Genomic DNA, 19,285 nt, shown 5'->3' on the forward strand with positions numbered 1-19,285 from the left:
TCCTATCTGTCGAGATGGGGGGCGACCTCGGCGGCGAACGCCGCCATCTGGTCGGTCAGTTCACTACGGCTCCGGCTGCGGAACCGCACCTGGATCTGGTGGACGCCCATGGCCGCGTACGCGCGCAGCGACTCCGCGAGGGCCTCCGGCTTCCCGGCGAGGGTGCGCCGCCCCACGGACCAGTCCGGGTCGCCGACGTACAGCGGCTCGGTGATCGCGCCGATGACGATCGGGGCCTCGACCCCGGCCGCCTCCCGCAGCTCCCTCAGCCGGGCGATCTGCGCGGGCAGCTTCTCCCGGGGGTCGCCCTGCGGCAGCCAGCCGTCGCCCCGTACGGCCGCCCGGCGCACGGCGGCCGGCGAGGAACCGCCCACCCAGACCGGCACCCGCTCCTGGGCCGGACGCGGCAGCTGCCCGAGGCCGCCGAAGGAGAACCGCTCCCCCGCGAACTCCGGGTACTCCTCCGGGCCGAGCGCCGCCTTCAGCGCGTCCACGGCCTCGTCGAGCACCCGGCCCCGCCCCTCGAAGTCCGCCCCGAGCGCCTCGAACTCCTCCTTCACGTGCCCGGCCCCGACCCCGAGGATCAGCCGGCCGCCGCTGAGGTGGTCGAGGGTGGCGTACTGCTTGGCGGTGGCCAGCGGGTGCCGCAGCCCCACCACCGCGACATGGCTCATCAACAGGACCCGCTCGGTGATCCCGGCGAGAAAGGCGAGGGTGGCGACCGGGTCGTACCAGACGGTGCCCATGACCCCGGCGAGCCTGCGCGGGATCGCGACGTGGTCGCAGCTCGCCAGATAGGCGAAGCCGGTGCGGTCGGCGGTGCGGGCGATCGCGGCGAGGTCGGCCACGGTGGCCGCCGCCTCCCACCCCTCGGCGTAGATGGTGCTCTGCGACTGGATCGGCAGCTGCATCCCGTACGACAGCGGCCCGGTGGGTGATATCGGCACCGTGCGGCCTCCTCCCGAGAAGATCTGACGCACCGTCATACGACGGGGCGCGGGGCCATCGTCGTACCTGACGCTGCATCAGACAAGGGGTGGGCGGCCGGGAAGGGGTCAGCCGGCCAAGCCCCGGAACAGGAAGTCGCCCTCGATCGCGATCCGGGTCGCAGACTTGCTCCCGTCGCGGAAGTTCACGCCGTCGCATTCTCCGGTCCAGCGCGGCCGAAGGCGATCGCCATCGCGGGCGACCACGGTGACCCGGTTGTCGCGCAGGGCCTCCGTCCGGAACGCGGCACATCCGAGACGCCCAGCACAACGTAACCAACACTCAGAGGTGGCGAGCCCGGTCGTCGTGGGCTGTTCGGCCCGGCGTGATCCAAACGAAAGGCCCCGGGACCGGATCCCTGGGGGCCGCATCGCTGTACGCGTACCTGGCGATCGGCCTGGGCACGCAGAACCTCCTGGTACGCAGGCGCGCCGTCGCGCTGTGACCCTGCGGCCGGAGCTCACCGCTGCCGCCTACAGCGGCACGATGACGAGGGCGGTGTCGTCGCCGAGCCCTGTCGACGGCAGCAGATCCGCCAGCAGGGCATCGGCGAGATCTCCGGCCTCGGCCTGGGTTCCGCGATGGCGGGTCAGGGAGGCGGCCAGCCGGGAAAGGCCGGTGTCGATGTCTTCGTTCCGGCGCTCGATCAGGCCATCGGTGTACAGCACGAGGAACGCGCCCTCGGTGAAGGGCACCGTGGCCTGCGCCCAGGGGCCGCGGTCGAGGCGGGCGCCGAGCGGTGGGTCGGTGGCCCGGTCCAGGAACTCGACGGTGCCGTCACTCCGCAACAGAGCCGGTGGCGGATGACCGGCGCTGCTGTAGGTGATGTGGCGGGTCTCCCAGTCGATGAGCGCGCTGGCCACCGTCGTGTTCTCGGCCCCTACGACGGAGTCGGCGTACAGCTCCAGGATCTCCAGGGCGCGGGCGGGGCCGCCGCAGGAGCGCGAGGCGGCGCTGAGCGCGCTGCGCAGTTGCCCCATGACGGTGGCCGCGGACAGTCCGTGACCGACCACGTCGCCCACGGCGACCCCGAGGCGGTCGCCCGGCAGGTCCACCAGGTCGTACCAGTCGCCGCCCACCTCCAGCGCGCGGACGGCAGGCCGGTAACGCACGGCCACCGGGTGATGCCCGATCGCACGCGGCGCGGGCAGCATCGCTTCCTGCAGGCTCAGCGCGACCGCGCGGGCCTGGATCAGTTCGGTGACGTCCGCCACCCGGTGCAGCAGCATCGCGACCCGCCCGTCCGCGTCGGGAACAGGAATGTTGGTGATGCTCCAGAAGCGCGCTTCCACCGTCCGGGGCCGGACGGTGATGCCCGTCGGGTCGAACCGCTGCAGCTCCATGGTCTCGGCCCTGCCGGTCCTCGCGACCCGGCGCAGGGACTCCCCGATGTTGCGCGCCACGGCCGCGTTGGGATGGTTCGGCGTGTCGGCGTAGTCGTCGGGCATGTAGTGGCCGATCACGCGCTCGCGGCTACGGTTGACCACGCGCAGCCACTCCTTGTTGACGTCCGCGAAGAACAACTGCGGAGTGAGGAGGGCCACCGCCCCCGGGAGTGCCTGGAACACCGCCCGGTAATCGATCTCTGGTTGCTTCATGGCTGTACCGCCTGGACACAGTGAGATCCCACTTACACCATGTCGGATTTACGCGGCACGCGCCTCTGGATGCCGGCGCGGCCGCGCCGTACGGTCACACAGCGTGACGCGGAACGGATGGCGCTCGCCCCGCCGGCCGGAACGGCCGTGTACACGGGCCCACAGGCCCCGGTCCCGGACCCGTCCCGTGAGCGGTGGGAACAGGAGGAGGTCGGCATCGAGCCTGGTCCGGGAAGTCGTGTACGCGGTGTGCCCCAGCGTCTCAGATCGCGCCCAGGCGCACGGCGTCTCAGATCACGCCGTCGCACACGGCGGCGACGAACACCCGCCACGAAGCGGGGCCGAAAACCTGAGCGCCCAGACCCGGGTCCTTGCTGTCACGCACGGCCTGGCGGCCGGATATCAGAGCAGCGTGCTCGACGCAGTTGTTGTTCGAGCCGCTGTAGGTGCTCGTGTGCCAGAGCGCGGCCTCCAGTTCGGCAGCCGGGAGATCCATTTCTTCGGTCATGGTCTGCTTTCCTCGATGAGGTCGCGAATGTACCGCCGGGAGGCGGTCGGGGAGAGCGCGGCGGCGGTCAATTCGTCCCACGCCTTCGCATACCTCTGGACATCCGCACGCTGCTCAAGCAACGTACCACCGGTGATGTGCTCCAACCACACCACTTCGACCGGGGGTTCCGGCAGCAGGCTGAGAGCGGCGAACGACACGTACTGCTCCATGGGCAGTACGGAATTCAGCGGCAGCACCTGGATGGTGATGTTCGATCGGGTGCCCGCGCTCAGCAGCTGCTGCAACTGTTCCTGGACGATGTCGCCCCCTCCTCCGATCCGGTGGAGAGCCGGTGCGTCGATCACTGCGCGAAGCCGGAACCCCGCAGTGTTGTCGAGGAGTTCCTTGCGCTTCATGCGCGTCTGGACCAGCGGCTCGATCTGGTCCTCGGGGAATGCAGCCCCGAACAAGTGCCGCATGTACGCCTCGGTCTGCAACAGCCCCGGCACGAGCATCGGCTCGAACGTACGGACCGCCCGCGAGTCCGCCTCCAACGTCAGATAGTCCTTCAGCTCGTCGTGAAGGAGTGGGCCGTGCCCGCTCCACCAGTCGACCTTGTGGATCTCCTTCGCCAGGCGCTTCAGATTCGCCCGCTGCCGCTCGTCCTCGACTCCGTACAGATTGAGCAGAGTGGTCAGGTCCAGCGGGCGGATACCTCGCTTGCCGTTCTCGATCTGACTGATCTTGGGCTGCCCGCACTCCAAGGCGTCGGAAGCATCCTGCACCTTGAGACCGGCTTCCAGACGAAATCGACGAAGTTCGCCGCCGAGTCGGCGGCTACGCATGGTGGGCATGTCGCTCTGAGCCATGGCCACATGATGGTCACGCCCTTCAACGGTGCACAACTGCCACCGGCAAGTTGCACCCGTACGCATGAATCACTTATGGAATAGTTGCCTAAGAGATGACTCTCGCGGCACCATCCTCCGCATGACCGAGAGCAGTCGGTCCGCCACTGTGCATTGATCGATTGGCACGCCCTCACATCACCCAGGAGGAGCCATGAACGCCACGATGGAGACAGAACCCCCGCACTACCGGCACGAGTTGTACGTACACCCCCAGTCACTCGCCCAGATGCGCCGCATCGTCGCCTGCCTGGTGGACCTGTGGGACTTCCGGGAGTTGACGGACGCCGCCGCGCTCTGCGCCCACGAACTGCTGACCAACGTCGGCCGTCACACGCCCTCGCCGCGCTGCACCCTCACGCTCCGGCGCCGCACCGACGGTGTACGCATCACCGTCGGCGACTCCAGCCCGACGCCGCCCACGCCTCGCGTCCCGGACTGGATGGCCGAGAGCGGGCGGGGGCTCGCGCTCATCGGCGGGCTGGCCGCCAGCTGGGGCTCCGAGCCCGCCCCGTACGGCAAGGACGTCTGGGCGGACCTGTGCAGCTCACGCCGGAGGAGCGTCGCATGAGACACCACGACTCCCCCGCGCACGCCCTCGATCACCGGCCGTCCTCCCGGCACGCGGCGGCCGAACTCGGCTCCGCGCTGCGCGAGGCGGGCATCCGCGTCCCACTCGCGAGGCACTGCGCCGAACCACAGCCCGGTCAGGTCGAGTTGGGACCGCTGTCCCCCGGCGAGGCGAGCCAGTTGGCCCGGCTCGTCCGGACGGGCACGAAACGCACGCTCAAGGCCGCGCGCGCCTTACGCGACATCGTCGACGCCTACCGCCTCGACCTGCCGGGAATCCAGGTCCGGGACGGCCGCATCGCGCTCGGCAGCGCCTCACCGGCCACCGCCGAACTCCTGGCCCGGCTGCTCGGCGCCCCTCCGCCGGGCCCGGACACCCTGGCCGCCGCCCCGCTGGACGCGGACCGGGTCGGCGAGCGACTGCGGCTCGCCTTCACCGCCGCCACCGGTGGGGACGTGCTCGATGTCCACGTAGAGGAAGCGGAAGCGGGGCCGGACGTGGAACCGGTGCTGGCGCTCGGCTCCATCGACGAGGCTGCGGCGCGTCGGCTGGTCGCGGCCCTGCGGTTCTGAATCAGGAGGCCGACAGGGCGCCCGTGTCGTGATCCGCGTCGCCCTCCGGGTCGTCGCCGCCGGTCGCCGCGCAGGAGGCCCGACGCCGCCGCGAGGCAGACGGCCGGCCTGTCGCCTTCCGCCCCCTGGCTGCCCTACCTGTGCGGTCGGACTCCCCCTCGGCTGTCGAGAGGGAGTCTCGCCATGCTCGGGCGCAGGCGGCCAGCAGCACCGACGAAGTCCGGCGTCGATCAGGCGGTGCTCGTCAGGCACCTTGAAGGCGGCTGCGGGCCGCGTCGATCTCGCCCCGGGCCGCAGCGCCATATACGGCCTGGTCCCGCAGAGCCGCGAATACGCGGACAAAGTACGCAATGTTCTCGGGCCTGGACGTCTGGAACGCCCCTGACCAGAACTCCTGCTTGAGCAAGCTCTCATCGAACAGGTAGAAGCCCTCACCGGGGTAGAGCGAACGCGCCCGGCCGTCCGGGATGATCCCGATCGACACATACGGAAGCCGCGACACGTCCAGGAGGTGGTCGAGCTGCCCGTTCATCACCTCGGCGCCGCCCGTGTTGTTGGTCAGCGCCGAGGCTTCCAGGAGGAACGAGAAGATCGGTGCCCCGGTGCCGAGAAACCTTTTCCGAGCCATGCGGTTCCGCGCCGCTTCCTCGACATCGTCCAATGGCAGGTCGTGAAGCCTGGCATGGATGGTGAACTGTGCCTTCGTGTACTCGACCGTCTGTAGAAAACCGGGAATGAACAGCGACTCGTAGACGCGGAGAACCCTGGTCCTTGCATACAGGTCCATGGCTTGCAACTGGAGGCGTTTCATCCCTGGTCGGTGCCACCGTTTGTAGTCGGTCCACATCAACTCGATCTCGCGACGCACCGCGACAAGTTCGGGAATCTTCCCTTCGGCGGCGCAAGCCGTTGCCCACCTTCGGATGTCGTCCTCGGTCGGGACCTGTGTCCCGTGCTCGATCTTCGACACCTTGGTCTTGTGCCACCCGCAGCGCCGCGCGAGTTCGACGGCCGAAATGTTGTTGTCCCGGCGTAATTCCTTGAGCTGGATGCCGAAAGCGTGTCTCGTGGACTCGGAGGGTTCTTGGTCCGACATGTCTCTAGGGCTTGTACTCACCGTTGGGGACACCGAGCGACCATGCCCGCTCGAATGCTTCATTGCAGAATCCGACCACGTACGGATCGGTCGAGAGCTGAATGTCCGTCTGTTGGTTGTCTCCCCCGATGAGGTTGAACACCACCAGGTCATCACGGATCAGGCAGTCGTTACCCGGCAAGGGCAGCACCGATGCGAGAGGGCGGGGAAGCCACCGAAGACTCTCCGCGGGGTCAGCCAGCTCGACCGCCATCCGCTGGTAGTCCGAGAGCGGTTCGGAGACAACCCTCACACGCCGGTAAGGAAATCCGGAAGCGGCCTTCCTCGTCAGGAACTCACGATGCCCGCACATTGTCTCCTCGACCGTCTCACGGTCGCCCGAACGCCATGCTTCGAACAGTGAACGGTCTACCTCATAGAAGTCGCGAAGCTCAAGCTTTCGGATTTCTTGGGCAGGGTCACCGAACAGCAGCTCGATTCGGCGTGATGCCGAGATCAATTCCATAGCGCTCCCTGACGTACTTCCGCACGAACACATCCATGGTCCGCCCGGACATCTCCCCGAACGTCTCGTCGTCGGCCAGCGCGACGAGCTGATCCCGAACCCTCGGCCCACGCTTCTTGAGCTGCACGATCCACGAATCACGGTCGGTCTCGTAGAACGTCTCGCACTCGATTCCGCCTTGCGATTCGGGGTCCGTGCAGAAAAACGTAGCGGTCACATCGTCGTCAATGTAGCCGTGTTGCCGCATTTCTCTCCCCCATGTTCGGGCCAACGCCGCCCACCGACCCTCGCCCTGCGACCACCCCGAGGTCAAGAGCCCAGCAGCGCGAAGTCTTCCTCCGGGCGAACTCCCAGCAACTATGAGCAACTTCGTTGAGTCCCATCGGCCCATGCTCATACGGTCCATCCCACGCCCCGGCCGTCCTCACGGCGGTTCGTGAGCAGAGCGGAGGTACGAATTGAACGCCGTCGACCTTCTCAGGTCACCCAACACCGTACTGGCCAACGCTGTTGACGATGCTCTGGACGTGCTTCGCCCGCGTCTCCTTGAGACCGGAGCGGAACGAATCGATTTCACCGTGGGGACGCAGCTCAACGGGCGCCCCCATATCGGGACGCACTTGGTGCAGTCCCTGTCGTTCCTGGTTGCCGAGCGGGCCAGGGACGAGTTCGGGATCGAGACGGTCGTCGACTTCGTCGCGCTGGACAACGCCCCCGCCGAGACGATCACCCGGGACGGCCGAAAGTATCAGCTGTCCTACCACCACCAACGCGGCGCCCATGGCATCCGCGCCCTCGTCGCCGAGCACTACTCCCCACTCCTGAAGGCAATGACCCGCCGCACCGGCGTGGAATACCGGGTCGGCACCTACACCGAGCAGCAGGCCGGTCCAGAGTTCCGGGCTGAGTTCCTGCGGACGCTGGAGCACTTGGACGAAATCCGGTTCTGGCTGGCCCCGGCCAGGGGAATCGCTCACATCCGGCTGCCGTGCCCGGTGTGCGGATGGGCGGAGAAGCACGCCGATCACACGCGGCTGCTGGAGCTGGACGGCTCGGGCGCCCTGTTCGAGGCAAGGTGCCACACGCACGGCTGGTACGAGACGGACGTGACGCCCTTGGGCGGCGGCTACCTGGATTTGGCGACTCTGTGCCGCAATGTCGTCAAGGAACGGTCCTGCCGCCCTGCGGACGGCACGTTGCACGTCATGGTGAAGGGCGGCGACTGGACGTTCGGCTGCCAGTTGGTGGACGGCGCACACGCGGCCATCGGCCCATCTGCCGCCCCGGTGCCGCTTCGGATCTTCACCCCTCAGATCCTCGGCAGCGACGGCGGGAAACTCTCCAAGAGTCTCCTGAACGCGACTGCCGACGCCGGAGACCCGTCGGGAGGCAGCACCGCCGAGTGGCTGCTGAATCCGGCGGTGTGGCCCGGCACGCAAGCGGACTACGTGGAAGCGCTCACCGGTGTCGGGGAGCTGATGCTCAGCGATCCGAGGCACTTCTACCGGTCCTACACCACGACCGCATTGGAAACTCTGATGACCAGCCGCCGACCTGCCAGGAACCAGTCCCAGGCACATGGCCGTCCCCGCAGCATCCAGATCTACAAGCAGTACTTCGACCTGATCGCCGATGGTTCCAAGACCGTCGAAGTCCGGGTGGCCTACGACTCGATGAAACGGATCAAGGCCGGAGACCTGCTCAACTTCACCTGTCGCGGTGAAGAGTGCCTGACCCGAGTCAAGCGCGTCGGCCGGTACCGGACGTTCAAGGAGATGCTCGGCACCGAGGACGTGAAGGCAGTCAACCCGAACGCCACCGCGGCCGAACAGTTGCGGGCGGTTCAGGCGATCTTCCCGCCTCACAAGGAAGCCCTCGGTGTCCTCACGTTCGAGATCGAGCGGGTGGACGCCGATGAATAGGCCCCGGCGGGTGCTGGTGGTCTGCAAGGGCAACCACTGCCGGTCCCCGATCGCGGCCGTGGTCATCGCCGAGCGATCCGGGGGGACACTGGAGGTGCGCTCGGCCGGCACCCGCGACTGGCATGTCGGCAAGCCCGCCCATCCCCTGGCGGTGGAGGCCGCCGCCGCCTTCGGCTACGACCTCACCGAGCACCGGGGCCGGCTCCTGGACGAGGACCTTCTCTCCTGGGCTGACGACCTGATGGCAGTGGACGGCGAAACCGCCCTGGCCGTCGAAGCACTGGCCGGTCCGGGCCGACCGGTCTCCGTCCTCGGCGAGGGCATCACCGACCCCTGGGGAGGCGGCCAGGAGGTCTTCGCCAGAACCGTCCTGGAGATCCAGGAAGTCATCGGGATGCCCCATACGGCCTGAACGCCATCACGAGCAGCCCGGCCGTCCATTGTTCCTCGTGGAAAAGCGGTCCGCTGTTCCCCGTAAAGGCGGTCCGCGCTACGAGCCCTCAAAGGTCACTGGTGTCCTGCTGGCACCCGGGCTGGTTCACCTCAGCTCCGAGACCACACCGGATGGAGACCGGGCACGGCGGAGTTCGCCCTGGCGCGGAATCAGGAGGCCGACAGGGCACCCGTGTCGTGATCCGCGTCGCCCTCCGGGTCGTCGCCGCCGGTCGCCGCGGACTCCGGGGGCGCGGGGGCCGGGGGCAGGTTGTCCTCGTCGTCCTCGTCGGCCTGTTCGTCGGGGGCCGCCTGGACGCCCACGGCCTGGGAGGACGAGACGTTCTGGTCGATCGCGCCGCCGCCGCCGTCGTGGTCGCTGCCCGCCGTGCCCTTGCTGAAGGGGCCCAGCACGTTGAGCGTGCGGTCCACCTCCAGCCAGGAGTCGGCGTTGGAGTTGTCGATGGTGATCAGGGAGGGCCCGTGGTGGGTCTCCATGCCACCGTCCGGGGCGTCGGCCCAGGCGGTGCCGGTGGCCAACTGGCCCTGACAGAGGGCGCCGAGGGCGATCACCAGGGCGGCCCGTGCCCTGGACTGGACGGTTCGTGCCATGGGTCCGTGTCCTTCTCTCGCTGTGGTTCACGTGGTGCCGGGGCCCCGTGGGGCGTGGGGGTGCGCCACGGGGCCCCGGCGTTCGGGCGGAGCGGATGCGGCCGGGCGCTCCCCCGCTCCCGGCGCGCAGTCCGCGTCAGACGGTCACGGCCACGGGCTCGGGGGCCGGGTGATGCCTGCTGATGTTCTTCTCCAGCAGCTCCGTCGAACGCTGCACCCCGATCCCCTCGGCCGGGACGAACTCGGGGAGCCGCCCGTCGGACTGCCTGAGATCCGTCAGCGCGCTGTCGATCGCCGCGTGCGCGGCGAAGAGGCAGGGGGTGCTGTAGATGGCCACCTGGCACTCCAGATCGGCCAGTTCGGAGAGCGAGAGCCGGGGCGACTTGCCGCCCGCGATCTGGTTGAAGAGCAGCGGCTTGTCACCGACCACCCTCCGGATGCGCTTGATCCACTCGACGCTGCGCACCCCGTCGACCAGGACGACATCGGCGTCCGTCTCGGCCAGCGCCTGGGCCCGGCGCAGGATGTCGGACTCCTCCGTGGCGTCCGTGCGGGCGACGACCACCAGGTCCCGCCTGCTCTCCAGCACCAGGTTGAGCTTCTCCAGGTACTCCTCCAGCGGCAGCACCTGCTTGCCGTCCGCGTGACCGCACCTGCGGGGGCGCTTCTGGTCCTCCAGGATGATGCCGGAGGCGCCGATCCGCTCCAGCCGCTGCACCACGTGGCAGGCGACCTCGGGGTCGACATAGCCGTCGTCGATGTCGACCAGCAGGTGGTGGGAGGGGAAGGCCAGCCGCAGCCGCTCCACGAAGGCCACCATGTCCGGCCACGCGATGAAGCCGATGTCGGGGAGCCCGTAGTGGGAGGCGGCGAAGCCGAATCCGGACACGAAGAATCCGTCGTAGTGGCGGGCCACGACGGAGGCCGAGTACATGTCGTAAATACCGATGAGCGGGGTCGTCCCCGGAGATCGGACTTCTTCTCTCAGTGCAGTTCCGTAGCGCACAGCGTCTCTCCTTGACCAATGGATGAACGGGTGAACGGGTGTCGAGCGATGTCGTCCCGGGCTCTGCGTGCTCGTCGGTGCCCGGCCCCGGAGCCACCGAGGGCACGGATACGGGAACACCACGCACAGCACTCGCCCGCGAAAGAGGCGGCGGCGTTCCTGCCGCACGGGACGTAAAACTGCCCTCTTGCGAAGACGCGTACATCTATACAGACGTGACCGTGTCTTTACCTAGGGGCGCGCCGCTTTTTACCTTGCGTGCGAGTCTTTGCGGGTGTGCGCCGGGGGCCTGCCGGAGGCGCGAAGAATCCGGCGGGTGTTTCCTTTCGGATCATCCGAAACAACAACTCGGGAAAGCGCCGAATACCTTGTGTATGCACCATGTTGACGTTTCACGGGACCGCCGGAGCGGCAGCGGCGAGGGGCGCCGTCCGGTGTTCGACCGGACGGATTCAGCAGTAACGTTCCCGCCGCTCCGGGAGCCGTCGACGGCAGCTCTACCGGTCGAACTGTTCGAGAAGGCTTTCCACATAGGTTTCCAGGCGCTCCGCGAGCACCCCGGGCGTCAGATCGGTCCGGCCCAGCTCTCGCCACGGAACCGCCAGCTTCTCCGCGTCCGGGGCGTAGCCGAGCGCGTCCAGCAGCCGCCAGTACAGGTGGTCCGCACCCGTGGCCAACCGCCCGCCCGCCTCCTCGTACCGTCCGGCGAATCCCATCCCGGCCGGGACGCCGTGCAGCAGCGCCAGCGCCGTCGAGCAGTGGGCGACGTCCAGGTCGGCCGGGCCCCAGGAGGTCTCGACCCAGTCGACGACTCCGCCGATCCGGAGGCCCGCCCCTTCGCCGGTGAAGAGCACATTGCCCGGATGGAAGTCGCGGTGCAGGAACCGCGGGGCGTACGCGGGAGGTTCGCGACGGAGCACGTCCACCGCCCGCCGCCACAGCAGCGGCCGGCCGGTGCCCTCGGGCACCCGCACCCGGTCCGGCGCGGTCCACGCCTCGTAGTCGCGCGGCCGGGTCGCGTCGGTCACCCGTACCCGATGGATGTCGGCCAACTGCTCCGCCAGCAGGCGGATTCGCTCCTGCGCCCCGGCGTCACCGACCTCCACCCGGCCGGGCAGCAGCGTCATCAACAGCGAGGGGTGGTCGCAGTGTTCACCCCCGGCGTCGACGGCCACGCACCGGGCCGCCGGAACGCCGGTGCCGTCCAGCAGCCCCAGGATGTCCGCCTCCCGGGTGAGCAGCCCCGGCGCATGCCGTACGTAGAAGGGCTTGACGAAGGACCTCAGCACGAGCGAACGCCCGCCCTGCGGACCGGAGATGTCCAGCCGCCGCATCCGCGAGCTCCAGCCACCGCGCAGCCGCTCCGAGCCCGTGATCCGCTCGCCCGGCGCGAGGTGCTTCTCGACCCACGCCCGGGTCGCCGCCCAGCCGGATCCGTCGTCCGCGTTTTCGTCCATGCGGGGAGCCTACGCACCGCACTCATGATCGCCCGGCGTCCATATCGGGAATGCGTTTTCACTCGATGGGTGACCCGAGAAGTACGCCTTCGCCGGGCAGGATTGCCGTGCTCGGAAGCCTCGGTGTGATCAGGCACCTTGCCGGTCACGCAAAAGAGAATCCGAAAGACAAGGAGCACTTCATGACCCGCATCGGTCTGCTGGCCGCCCGCACACTCGTCGTCGCCGCCGCATCGGCCCTGTTGGTGACCGGCACCGCACAGGCCGCCGCACCGGCGAAGTACGCGAAGCACGAGGACGCCGCCGCCGTACTCAGGAAGGCAGGGGTGACATGGACGTCCAGCGGCGGCTGCTCCAACTGGAACAAGCGCACGTGTACGTCGTTCACGCGGATCAACAAGGCGTCCGTCGAAGGCGTCATCGCGTTCAAGAAGGCCAGCGGCTGCAAGGTGGTCATCACCGGCGGCACGGAGGCGGGGCACAGCTCCGGCACGTACAGCCACCGCAACGGCTACAAGACCGACATCTCCACCAAGGTCTCGTGCGTCAACACCTACATCACACGCAAGTTCGCCAAGGCGGGCAAGCGCAGTGACGGGGCTGCCCTGTACAAGTCCCCGGCGGGGAACGTCTACGCGAATGAGGGCAGCCACTGGGACATCACGCACTACAACGGCAAGGCGTAGGAACAGCAAGGGGCAGCGTGTGGCGGGCCATGTGCCCGCGCACACCGTGTCCGGGCAGGTCGTCGGCCACCAGCCGCGGCGGCCGGCGTCCGGAACCGACCTGGGCGCCCCGCGCCTTGTGCGGAGCGGCCCCTCTCACTTCCGGTACAGCGCCTCGATCTCCTCCGCGAAGTCCCGTGCGATGACATCCCGCTTCAGCTTCAGCGAGGGCGTCAGCCGGCCGCTCTCCTCCGTGAAGTCCACCGGCAGCACGGCGAATTCGCGGATCGACTCCGCGCGGGAGACCAGCCGGTTGGCCTCGTCGACGGCACGTCGCAGCGCCGTGCGCAGCTCCTCGTCGTCGACGAGTTCCCGGATCGGCACGTGCTGCTTCTTCTTCATCTGCCGCCAGTGGGCGAGCCCGTCCGGCTCCAGAGTGATCAGGGCGGTGACGAAGGGGCGGTTGTCGCCGACCACCATGCACTGGCCGACCAGGGGGTGGGCGCGCAGCCAGTCCTCCAGGGGCGCCGGGGTGACGTTCTTGCCGCCGGAGGTGATGATGATGTCCTTCTTGCGGCCGGTGATCGTGAGATAGCCGTCCGCGTCGAGCGCGCCCAGGTCTCCGGTGGCGAACCAGCCGCCCTCCTGCGCGGGTACGGCCCGGCCCTGTCCGGCGTCCCAGTAGCCCTGGAACACCTGCCTGCCGCCGAGCAGCACCTCGCCGTCGTCCGCGATCCGTACGGCGGTGCCGGGCAGCGGCCAGCCGACGGTGCCCAGGCGCGGCTTGAGCGGCGGGGTGACGGTGGCGGCGGCGGTGGTCTCGGTGAGGCCGTATCCCTCGAAGATCTCGATGCCCGCGCCCGCGTAGAACGCCGCGAGCCGGTGGCCCAGCGGGGAGCCGCCGCAGATCGCGTACCGGACGTGTCCGCCGAGCGCGGCCCGGATGCGGCGGTAGACCAGCGGGTCGTACAGGGCACGGGCCGCCCGCAGGCCCATCCCCGGGCCGGGGCCGGTGCCGTGCTCGGCGGCCTCCACGGCCTCCCCGTACCGCTGGGCGATCCGCGCGGCGCGGTCGAACGACGAGGCGCGGCCCATCTTCTCGGCGGTGGCGCGGCCGGTGTTGTACACCTTCTCCAGCACGTACGGGATGGCCAGCAGGAACGACGGCCGGAACCCGGCGAGGTCGGCGAGCAGGTCATCCGTCCGGATCGACGGGGCGTGGCCGAGGCGGACCCGGGCGCGCAGACAGCCGATCGCGACCATCCGCCCGAAGACATGGGAGAGCGGGAGGAAGAGCAGGGTGGACGCGGGGTACTTGCTGACCGACTTGAAGACCGGGTGCAGGAGCTCGATCGCGTTGTCGACCTCGGCGAAGAAGTTGCCGTGGCTGAGGACACAGCCCTTGGGGCGGCCGGTGGTGCCGGAGGTGTAGATGAGGGTGGCGGGGGTCTCCGGTTCCAGTGTGGCGCGGCGGGCGGCGACGGTGTCGTCGGGGACGTCCCGGCCGAGGGTCTTCAGCCGCCCGAGCGCGCCCGTGTCGAACTGCCACAGATGGGCGAGGTCGCCGAGCTGCTTGCGTTCCTGGCTGATCAGCCGGCTCTGCTCCGCGGTCTCGACGGCGCACGCGACGGCGCCGGAGTCCTGGAGTATCCAGCGGGTCTGGAAGGCGGAGGAGGTCGGGTAGATGGGTACGGTGACGAGGCCGGCGGCCCAGGCCGCGAAGTCGAGCAGGGTCCACTCGTAGGTGGTCCGGGCCATGATCGCGATCCGGTCCCCGGCGCCGAGGCCCTCCGCGACGAGCCCCTTGGCGACGGCGAGCACCTCGTCGGCGAACTCCGCCGCCGTCACGTCCTGCCAGCCGCCGTCCGGCCGCTTGCGGCTGAACGCGGCGTCGGCGGGCGCCTCGCGGGCGTTGTCGAACGGGATCTCGGCGAGCGAGCCCCGGCGGACGGGCGGCGCGGCGGGCGGTACGGAGACCTGGCGCACCGAGCCGTCCGCGGCCCTGACCTTGGTCGGCTCGACGAGGACGGGGGCGGTGGGGGCCGGGGTGGTGGAACCGGGGGCGGTGGGTGGCGTGGACACGTGCGGCTCCTCAACATGGGGTCGGGTGATCTCGCCGGTTCCGTCCGGCGGCCGGGTCGTCAGGGGTGTCGGAGACGTCCGACGCGCCCGGGAAGTCAGGGACGTTCGAGGACGGCCGTGACGCCCTGGCCGCCCGCCGCGCAGATCGAGATCAGCCCCCGGGACGGCGCGTCGCGCTCCGCCAGGAGTTTCGCGAGCGTGGCGACGATCCGGGCGCCCGTCGCGGCGAACGGATGGCCGGTGGCGAGCGAGGAGCCCGCGACGTTGAGCTTGTCCCGGTCCACGGGCGCGAGGCCCTGCTTCTCCCAGGCCGCGAGGGTGGCCAGCACCTGGGAGGCGAAGGCCTCGTGGATCTCGAACAGGTCGAAGTCCTCGATGGTGAGCCCGGCGCGCTCCAGCATGCGCGGTACGGCGTACGCGGGCGCCATCAGGAGCCCGTCGTCGCCGTTCACGTAGTCCACGGCCGCCGTCTCGTAGAGGGAGAGGTAGGCGAGCGGCTCCAGGTCGTGCGCGCGGGCCCACTCCTCGCTCGCCAGCAGGACGGTCGCGGCGCCGTCGGTGAGCGGGGTGGAGTTGCCCGCGGTCATCGTCGCGTCGGGGTGGTCGGTGCCGAACACCGGCTTCAGCGTGGCGAGTTTCTGCACCGTGGAGCCGGGGCGGAGGTTCTGGTCGCGGGCCAGGCCCCGGAACGGGACGACGAGGTCGTCCAGGAAGCCGCGCTCGTACGCCGCCGCGAGGCGCTGGTGGCTGGTGGCCGCGAGCAGGTCCTGGTCCTCGCGGGTGATGCCCCACCGGCGGGCGGTGACCGCCGCGTGCTCGCCCATCGAGAGACCGGTGCGGGGCTCCGCGTTGCGCGGGATGTCCGGGACGAGGTGCCGGGGGCGTACGCCGGCGAGCGCCTTGATCCTGGCGCCCGTCGACTTCGCCCGCCGGGCGTCGAGCAGCAGCCTGCGCAGCTCGTCGTTGACGCCGAGGGGCGCGTCGCTCGTGGTGTCGGTACCGCCCGCGACCGCCGAGTCGATCGCCCCGAGCATGATCTTGTTCGCGGCGGCGACGACGGCCTGGAGCCCGGTGCCGCAGGCCTGCTGGACGTCGTACGCCGGAGTGCGCGGGTCGAGCGCCGAGCCGAGCACGGTCTCGCGGGCCAGGTTGAAATCGCGGCTGTGCTTGAGCACGGCCCCGGCCACGAACTCGCCGACCCGCTCCCCCTGGAGCCCGAACCGCTCGACCAGACCGTCCAGGGCGGCCGTGAGCAGCTGCTGGTTGGAGGCGCGCGCGTACGGGCCGTCGGAGCGCGCGAACGGAACGCGGCTGCCGCCGACGACCGCGACCCTGCGGGGCTGCGGGAGTGCGAGGGGGATCATCTCGACCAGCTCCTGACTCTTGAGTAACCTTACTCTGGAGTAAATCTACGACCGAGCAGGGAGTCTGGACAATGGCCGACCGCTATCTGCACTTCACCGGCACAGCACCCGGCCGTTTTCTGACCCGGCGGCTCGGCCTCCCGCAACCCGCCCCGCTGCGCCGCTGGTCGCCGGGGACCCCGACGCTGGACGGCCCGCTGCTCCACCTCACCGCCGGGGACTCCACCGTCACCGAGGAGCTCTCCGCACTCCTCGCGGCCACCGGCCTCGACGTCACCGAGCGCGTCGAACGCATCGAACGCGCCGAACGCCCCGCCGGGATCGTGCTGGACGCGACGGCCGTCGTCACCCCCGGCGGGCTCGCCGGTGTCCACGCGGCACTGCACCCCGTGGTCCGCTCCCTCGCCCCGGGCGGGCGCGTCGTGGTGCTCGGGGTGCGGCCCTCGGCCGACGACCACCACCAGGCCGCCGCCCAGCAGGCGTTGGAAGGGTTCGTGCGCTCCCTGGGCAAGGAGATCGGCAGGGGCGCCACCGTACAGCTGCTCCGCATCGACCCGGAAGGCGTCGCGGGGGCCGAATCCACCCTGCGCTTCCTGCTCTCACCCCGCTCCGCGTACATCAGCGGCCAGGTGATCGAGCTGACCGCCGCCGCGCCCGCCCCCGTAGCCGACTGGGCGGCCCCGCTCGCCGGGCGCACCGCACTGGTCACCGGAGCCGCGCGCGGCATCGGCGCCTCCGTCGCCTCGGTGCTGGCCCGGGACGGCGCCCGGGTGATCTGCCTGGACGTCCCGCAGACCGGGGACGAGCTGGCCCGGACCGCCGACGCGCTCGGCGCCACCGCGCTGCCCCTGGACATCACCGCCGACGACGCGGCGCAGCGGATCGCCGCCGCGGTCCCCGACGGCCTCGACGTCCTCGTCCACAACGCGGGCATCACCCGCGACCGCCGTCTCGCCAACATGCCGGCGGACCGCTGGGCCTCGGTCCTCGATGTGAACCTCGACAGCGTGCTGCGCACCACGGACGCGCTGCTGGCGGCGGGCACCGTCCATCGCGGCGGCCGGATCGTCGCCACCGCGTCCATCGCCGGCATCGCGGGCAACAACGGCCAGACGAACTACGCGGCGAGCAAGGCGGGCATCATCGGGCTGGTCCGCGCGCTGGCCCCGCGCGCCGCCGCCGACCACGGCGTCACGGTCAACGCGGTGGCCCCCGGCTTCATCGAGACGAAGATGACCGCGGCCGTCCCCCTCCTCATCCGGGAGGCGGGCCGCCGGATGAACTCCCTCGGGCAGGGCGGCCTCCCGGTCGACGTCGCCGAGACGACCGCCTGGTTCGCCCAGCCCGCCTCGACGGCCGTCAACGGCCAGGTCGTACGCGTCTGCGGCCAGAGCCTGCTGGGGGCGTGACCGTGCCGAACCTGAACGCGGCCCTCGTACGCGGCGCCGTCACCTCCCCGTTCAAGCGGGCCGGCCGCCCCGGCGCCACCCTGCCCGCCGGCCGGGCCGCGCTCCCGGCCGCGCCGACCGCGCCTGCCCCGCTCGCCGCGTACCGCCGGATCTGCGGCTTCCCCCAGCCGGGCCCGCTGCCGCCCACCGACCCGGACGCACTGCCGCTCACCTACCCGCACGTGCTGGGCTTCCCGCTCGCCATGCGGCTGATGACCGCCCGGAAGTTCCCGCTGCCGGTCGTCGGCCTCGTCCACACCTGGATCGAGATCACCCGGCACCGGGCCCTGCACCCCGCCGACCCGCTCGAACTCACGGTCTACGCACAGGAGTTGACACCGCACCGGCGCGGCACCGAGGTCACGGTGGTCACCGAGGCGCGGCTGGCGGGCGAGCCGGTCTGGGAGTCCCGCAGCGGCTATCTCTCCCGGCACGCGACGCGCACCGGCCCCGCCCCGGGGGACACCACCCCACTACCGGAGCTCCCCGCCGTCGCCGAGTGGCGGCTCCCCGGGGACCTGGGGCGGCGCTACGGCGCCGCCTCGGGCGACCGGAACCCCATCCACCTGTATCCGCTCACCGCCCGGCTCTTCGGCTTCCCCCGGCCCATCGCCCACGGCATGTGGACCGTCGCCCGCTGCCTGGCCGAGGCACCGCGCCCCGACGAGATCAGCTGGGTACGGGCCGACTTCAGGGCCCCCGTCCTGCTGCCTGCCACGGTCATCTACGCGGCGGACGCCACCGGCTTCCAGCTGCGCGGCACCGGCCGCGTCCACCTCACCGGGCGGACCCGCCGCGCACCCGGCCCGCGGACGGATCCGGCGACTGCCAGGGACGGCCGTTCATGAGGTTCTCCAGACCCGCCCAGGAGAAGTTCATCAGGGTGGCCGCGGCCTCCTTCGCCGAGACGCCCGGGGTCTCGTTCGCCCACCCGGCGAGCGACTCCGCGGCCCCCACGAGCGCCTGCGCGAGCCCCGCCACATCGCGGTCGGGCAGCGCCGGATCGTGGTGCGCCTCGCGGGCCGCGGCCCCGATCAGCTCCGTCACGAAAGCGACGATCTCGTCCCGCATCGCCGTCACCTCGTCGGCGAACGGCTCCCCGTGCGTACGCGCCTGGCGGTGCAGTACCGCCCAGCCGTCCGGATGCTCCGCGGTGTGCGTGAAGAACGCCCGCAGCCCGGACCACAGTTGCCGATCGGCCGGAAGCCCCGGCTCCGCCCCCGCCCGCACCGCGTCGACCAGCGCTTTCGCCTCGCGCCGGATACAGGCGGTGAAGAGCTCCTCCTTGGAGTTCAGATAGAGATAGACGAGCGGCTTGGACACCCCCGCCAGCTCGGCGATCTCATCCATCGACGCGGCCCGGTACCCGCGCTGCCCGAAGGTCTGTACGGCGGCGTCCATCATCTGCTGCTCGCGCACGGCCCGCGGCATCCGTCTGCTCTTCACCGCACCCACGTCGACTTCCTCCCGCCCCCGGTGTGCCACTCCCCCGGTAAGGGTACGGCGCGGGGTTCCGCCCCGCCGTACGCGACGGCGCCCCCGGTCCTGCCGTGAAGGCGGACCGGGGGCG

20 protein-coding genes are annotated in these 19,285 nt (G+C 70.3%); 7 read left to right on the forward strand and 13 right to left on the reverse strand.

Features of this window, described 5'->3' with window-relative positions; genetic code table 11:
- Window positions 1-2: 2 nt before the first annotated feature.
- The 4 genes from GA0115234_RS07465 to GA0115234_RS07485 all read right to left on the reverse strand — a co-directional run bounded on the left by GA0115234_RS07465 (window position 3) and on the right by GA0115234_RS07485 (window position 3,944).
- A complete protein-coding gene (locus tag GA0115234_RS07465; RefSeq protein WP_093540161.1) occupies window positions 3-947 on the reverse strand; it encodes an LLM class F420-dependent oxidoreductase in 945 nt (314 codons plus the stop codon).
- Window positions 948-1,460: 513 nt separating this feature from the next.
- Entirely contained in the window at window positions 1,461-2,585 is a 1,125-nt protein-coding gene (locus tag GA0115234_RS07475) for a PP2C family protein-serine/threonine phosphatase (RefSeq protein WP_093540051.1), read from the reverse strand.
- Between the two features lie 289 nt (window positions 2,586-2,874).
- Window positions 2,875-3,093: a DUF397 domain-containing protein gene (locus GA0115234_RS07480; RefSeq protein WP_093540052.1), complete on the reverse strand. Its 219-nt coding sequence runs from the start codon at window positions 3,091-3,093 to the stop codon at window positions 2,875-2,877.
- Window positions 3,090-3,944 (reverse strand): helix-turn-helix domain-containing protein, encoded by an 855-nt coding sequence (locus tag GA0115234_RS07485; protein WP_093540162.1) that lies wholly within the window; start codon window positions 3,942-3,944, stop codon window positions 3,090-3,092. Before GA0115234_RS07485 ends, GA0115234_RS07480 begins: the two co-directional genes overlap by 4 nt.
- Window positions 3,945-4,137: 193 nt before the next feature.
- Here GA0115234_RS07485 and GA0115234_RS07490 point away from each other — a divergent pair, with 193 nt between their 5' ends.
- Together GA0115234_RS07490 and GA0115234_RS07495 are read left to right on the forward strand one after the other, a co-directional pair.
- Window positions 4,138-4,554 (forward strand): ATP-binding protein, encoded by a 417-nt coding sequence (locus tag GA0115234_RS07490; protein WP_093540053.1) that lies wholly within the window; start codon window positions 4,138-4,140, stop codon window positions 4,552-4,554.
- Window positions 4,551-5,126 (forward strand): hypothetical protein, encoded by a 576-nt coding sequence (locus tag GA0115234_RS07495; protein WP_093540054.1) that lies wholly within the window; start codon window positions 4,551-4,553, stop codon window positions 5,124-5,126. The genes GA0115234_RS07490 and GA0115234_RS07495 overlap by 4 nt, the downstream gene beginning before the upstream one ends.
- Before the next feature lie 244 nt (window positions 5,127-5,370).
- Here GA0115234_RS07495 and GA0115234_RS07500 read toward each other — a convergent pair whose 3' ends face one another.
- The 3 genes from GA0115234_RS07500 to GA0115234_RS07510 are packed head-to-tail and all read right to left on the reverse strand — an operon-like array spanning window position 5,371 to window position 7,118.
- Complete coding sequence (locus GA0115234_RS07500; protein WP_161275580.1) at window positions 5,371-6,222, reverse strand: helix-turn-helix domain-containing protein; 852 nt, start codon at window positions 6,220-6,222, stop codon at window positions 5,371-5,373.
- 4 nt (window positions 6,223-6,226) lie between these two features.
- A complete protein-coding gene (locus GA0115234_RS07505) occupies window positions 6,227-6,727 on the reverse strand; it encodes a DUF6879 family protein (RefSeq protein ID WP_093540056.1) in 501 nt (166 codons plus the stop codon).
- The gene (locus GA0115234_RS07510) at window positions 6,681-7,118 is read right to left on the reverse strand and encodes a hypothetical protein (RefSeq protein WP_141718407.1); all 438 of its coding nucleotides are present in this window, start codon (window positions 7,116-7,118) and stop codon (window positions 6,681-6,683) included. Before GA0115234_RS07510 ends, GA0115234_RS07505 begins: the two co-directional genes overlap by 47 nt.
- A 67-nt stretch (window positions 7,119-7,185) precedes the next feature.
- Between GA0115234_RS07510 and GA0115234_RS42770 the strand changes: the two genes are divergently transcribed.
- Together GA0115234_RS42770 and GA0115234_RS07520 are read left to right on the forward strand one after the other, a co-directional pair.
- On the forward strand, window positions 7,186-8,649 hold the full coding sequence (locus tag GA0115234_RS42770) for an ASCH domain-containing protein (protein WP_218107175.1): 1,464 nt from the start codon (window positions 7,186-7,188) through the stop codon (window positions 8,647-8,649).
- Window positions 8,642-9,061: an arsenate-mycothiol transferase ArsC gene (locus tag GA0115234_RS07520; protein ID WP_093540058.1), complete on the forward strand. Its 420-nt coding sequence runs from the start codon at window positions 8,642-8,644 to the stop codon at window positions 9,059-9,061. Before GA0115234_RS42770 ends, GA0115234_RS07520 begins: the two co-directional genes overlap by 8 nt.
- A gap of 191 nt (window positions 9,062-9,252) precedes the next feature.
- Here the strand turns inward: GA0115234_RS07520 and GA0115234_RS07530 are convergent, their stop codons facing one another.
- The 3 genes from GA0115234_RS07530 to GA0115234_RS07540 form a co-directional block, all read right to left on the reverse strand.
- Complete coding sequence (locus GA0115234_RS07530; protein WP_237541123.1) at window positions 9,253-9,693, reverse strand: hypothetical protein; 441 nt, start codon at window positions 9,691-9,693, stop codon at window positions 9,253-9,255.
- A 136-nt stretch (window positions 9,694-9,829) separates the two neighbouring features.
- Window positions 9,830-10,699 carry an isocitrate lyase/PEP mutase family protein gene (locus GA0115234_RS07535; RefSeq protein WP_093540059.1) on the reverse strand — a complete coding sequence of 290 codons (870 nt, stop codon included), beginning with the start codon at window positions 10,697-10,699 and terminating at the stop codon, window positions 9,830-9,832.
- 497 nt (window positions 10,700-11,196) lie between these two features.
- Window positions 11,197-12,156, reverse strand: a complete 960-nt coding sequence (locus GA0115234_RS07540) for a phosphotransferase family protein (RefSeq protein WP_093540060.1) — start codon at window positions 12,154-12,156, stop codon at window positions 11,197-11,199.
- A gap of 182 nt (window positions 12,157-12,338) precedes the next feature.
- Here GA0115234_RS07540 and GA0115234_RS07545 point away from each other — a divergent pair, with 182 nt between their 5' ends.
- Entirely contained in the window at window positions 12,339-12,842 is a 504-nt protein-coding gene (locus tag GA0115234_RS07545) for a hypothetical protein (RefSeq protein ID WP_093540061.1), read from the forward strand.
- Window positions 12,843-12,977: 135 nt separating this feature from the next.
- Here GA0115234_RS07545 and GA0115234_RS07550 read toward each other — a convergent pair whose 3' ends face one another.
- A complete protein-coding gene (locus tag GA0115234_RS07550; RefSeq protein WP_093540062.1) occupies window positions 12,978-14,903 on the reverse strand; it encodes an AMP-dependent synthetase/ligase in 1,926 nt (641 codons plus the stop codon).
- A 95-nt stretch (window positions 14,904-14,998) separates the two neighbouring features.
- On the reverse strand, window positions 14,999-16,267 hold the full coding sequence (locus GA0115234_RS07555) for an acetyl-CoA C-acetyltransferase (RefSeq protein ID WP_176729097.1): 1,269 nt from the start codon (window positions 16,265-16,267) through the stop codon (window positions 14,999-15,001).
- A 71-nt stretch (window positions 16,268-16,338) separates the two neighbouring features.
- On the opposite strand from GA0115234_RS07555, the gene GA0115234_RS07560 reads away from it, so the two are divergent.
- Complete coding sequence (locus tag GA0115234_RS07560) at window positions 16,339-17,676, forward strand: 3-oxoacyl-ACP reductase (protein WP_093540064.1); 1,338 nt, start codon at window positions 16,339-16,341, stop codon at window positions 17,674-17,676.
- 2 nt (window positions 17,677-17,678) lie between these two features.
- On the forward strand, window positions 17,679-18,563 hold the full coding sequence (locus tag GA0115234_RS07565) for a MaoC family dehydratase (protein WP_093540163.1): 885 nt from the start codon (window positions 17,679-17,681) through the stop codon (window positions 18,561-18,563).
- On the opposite strand, the gene GA0115234_RS07570 is transcribed toward GA0115234_RS07565, so the two are convergent.
- Window positions 18,493-19,146, reverse strand: a complete 654-nt coding sequence (locus GA0115234_RS07570; protein ID WP_093540164.1) for a TetR/AcrR family transcriptional regulator — start codon at window positions 19,144-19,146, stop codon at window positions 18,493-18,495. The two genes, GA0115234_RS07565 and GA0115234_RS07570, sit on opposite strands and share 71 nt — an antisense overlap.
- Window positions 19,147-19,285 lie beyond the last annotated feature (139 nt).

Origin of the sequence: Streptomyces sp. DvalAA-43 (genome assembly GCF_900091725.1) — a bacterium.
Taxonomy (GTDB): domain Bacteria; phylum Actinomycetota; class Actinomycetes; order Streptomycetales; family Streptomycetaceae; genus Streptomyces; species Streptomyces pulveraceus.

What these genes read in the sequence shown, in the direction of transcription:
- GA0115234_RS07475 (WP_093540051.1), bottom strand. Translation starts at nt 2,585, where the DNA reads ATGAAGCAACCAGAGATCGATTACCGGGCGGTGTTCCAGGCACTCCCG.
- GA0115234_RS07480 (WP_093540052.1), bottom strand. Translation starts at nt 3,093, where the DNA reads ATGACCGAAGAAATGGATCTCCCGGCTGCCGAACTGGAGGCCGCGCTC.
- GA0115234_RS07485 (WP_093540162.1), bottom strand. Translation starts at nt 3,944, where the DNA reads ATGGCTCAGAGCGACATGCCCACCATGCGTAGCCGCCGACTCGGCGGC.
- GA0115234_RS07490 (WP_093540053.1), top strand. Translation starts at nt 4,138, where the DNA reads ATGAACGCCACGATGGAGACAGAACCCCCGCACTACCGGCACGAGTTG.
- GA0115234_RS07495 (WP_093540054.1), top strand. Translation starts at nt 4,551, where the DNA reads ATGAGACACCACGACTCCCCCGCGCACGCCCTCGATCACCGGCCGTCC.
- GA0115234_RS07500 (WP_161275580.1), bottom strand. Translation starts at nt 6,222, where the DNA reads ATGTCGGACCAAGAACCCTCCGAGTCCACGAGACACGCTTTCGGCATC.
- GA0115234_RS07505 (WP_093540056.1), bottom strand. Translation starts at nt 6,727, where the DNA reads ATGGAATTGATCTCGGCATCACGCCGAATCGAGCTGCTGTTCGGTGAC.
- GA0115234_RS07510 (WP_141718407.1), bottom strand. Translation starts at nt 7,118, where the DNA reads ATGGGCCGATGGGACTCAACGAAGTTGCTCATAGTTGCTGGGAGTTCG.
- GA0115234_RS07520 (WP_093540058.1), top strand. Translation starts at nt 8,642, where the DNA reads ATGAATAGGCCCCGGCGGGTGCTGGTGGTCTGCAAGGGCAACCACTGC.
- GA0115234_RS07530 (WP_237541123.1), bottom strand. Translation starts at nt 9,693, where the DNA reads ATGGCACGAACCGTCCAGTCCAGGGCACGGGCCGCCCTGGTGATCGCC.
- GA0115234_RS07540 (WP_093540060.1), bottom strand. Translation starts at nt 12,156, where the DNA reads ATGGACGAAAACGCGGACGACGGATCCGGCTGGGCGGCGACCCGGGCG.
- GA0115234_RS07545 (WP_093540061.1), top strand. Translation starts at nt 12,339, where the DNA reads ATGACCCGCATCGGTCTGCTGGCCGCCCGCACACTCGTCGTCGCCGCC.
- GA0115234_RS07555 (WP_176729097.1), bottom strand. Translation starts at nt 16,267, where the DNA reads ATGATCCCCCTCGCACTCCCGCAGCCCCGCAGGGTCGCGGTCGTCGGC.
- GA0115234_RS07560 (WP_093540064.1), top strand. Translation starts at nt 16,339, where the DNA reads ATGGCCGACCGCTATCTGCACTTCACCGGCACAGCACCCGGCCGTTTT.
- GA0115234_RS07570 (WP_093540164.1), bottom strand. Translation starts at nt 19,146, where the DNA reads ATGCCGCGGGCCGTGCGCGAGCAGCAGATGATGGACGCCGCCGTACAG.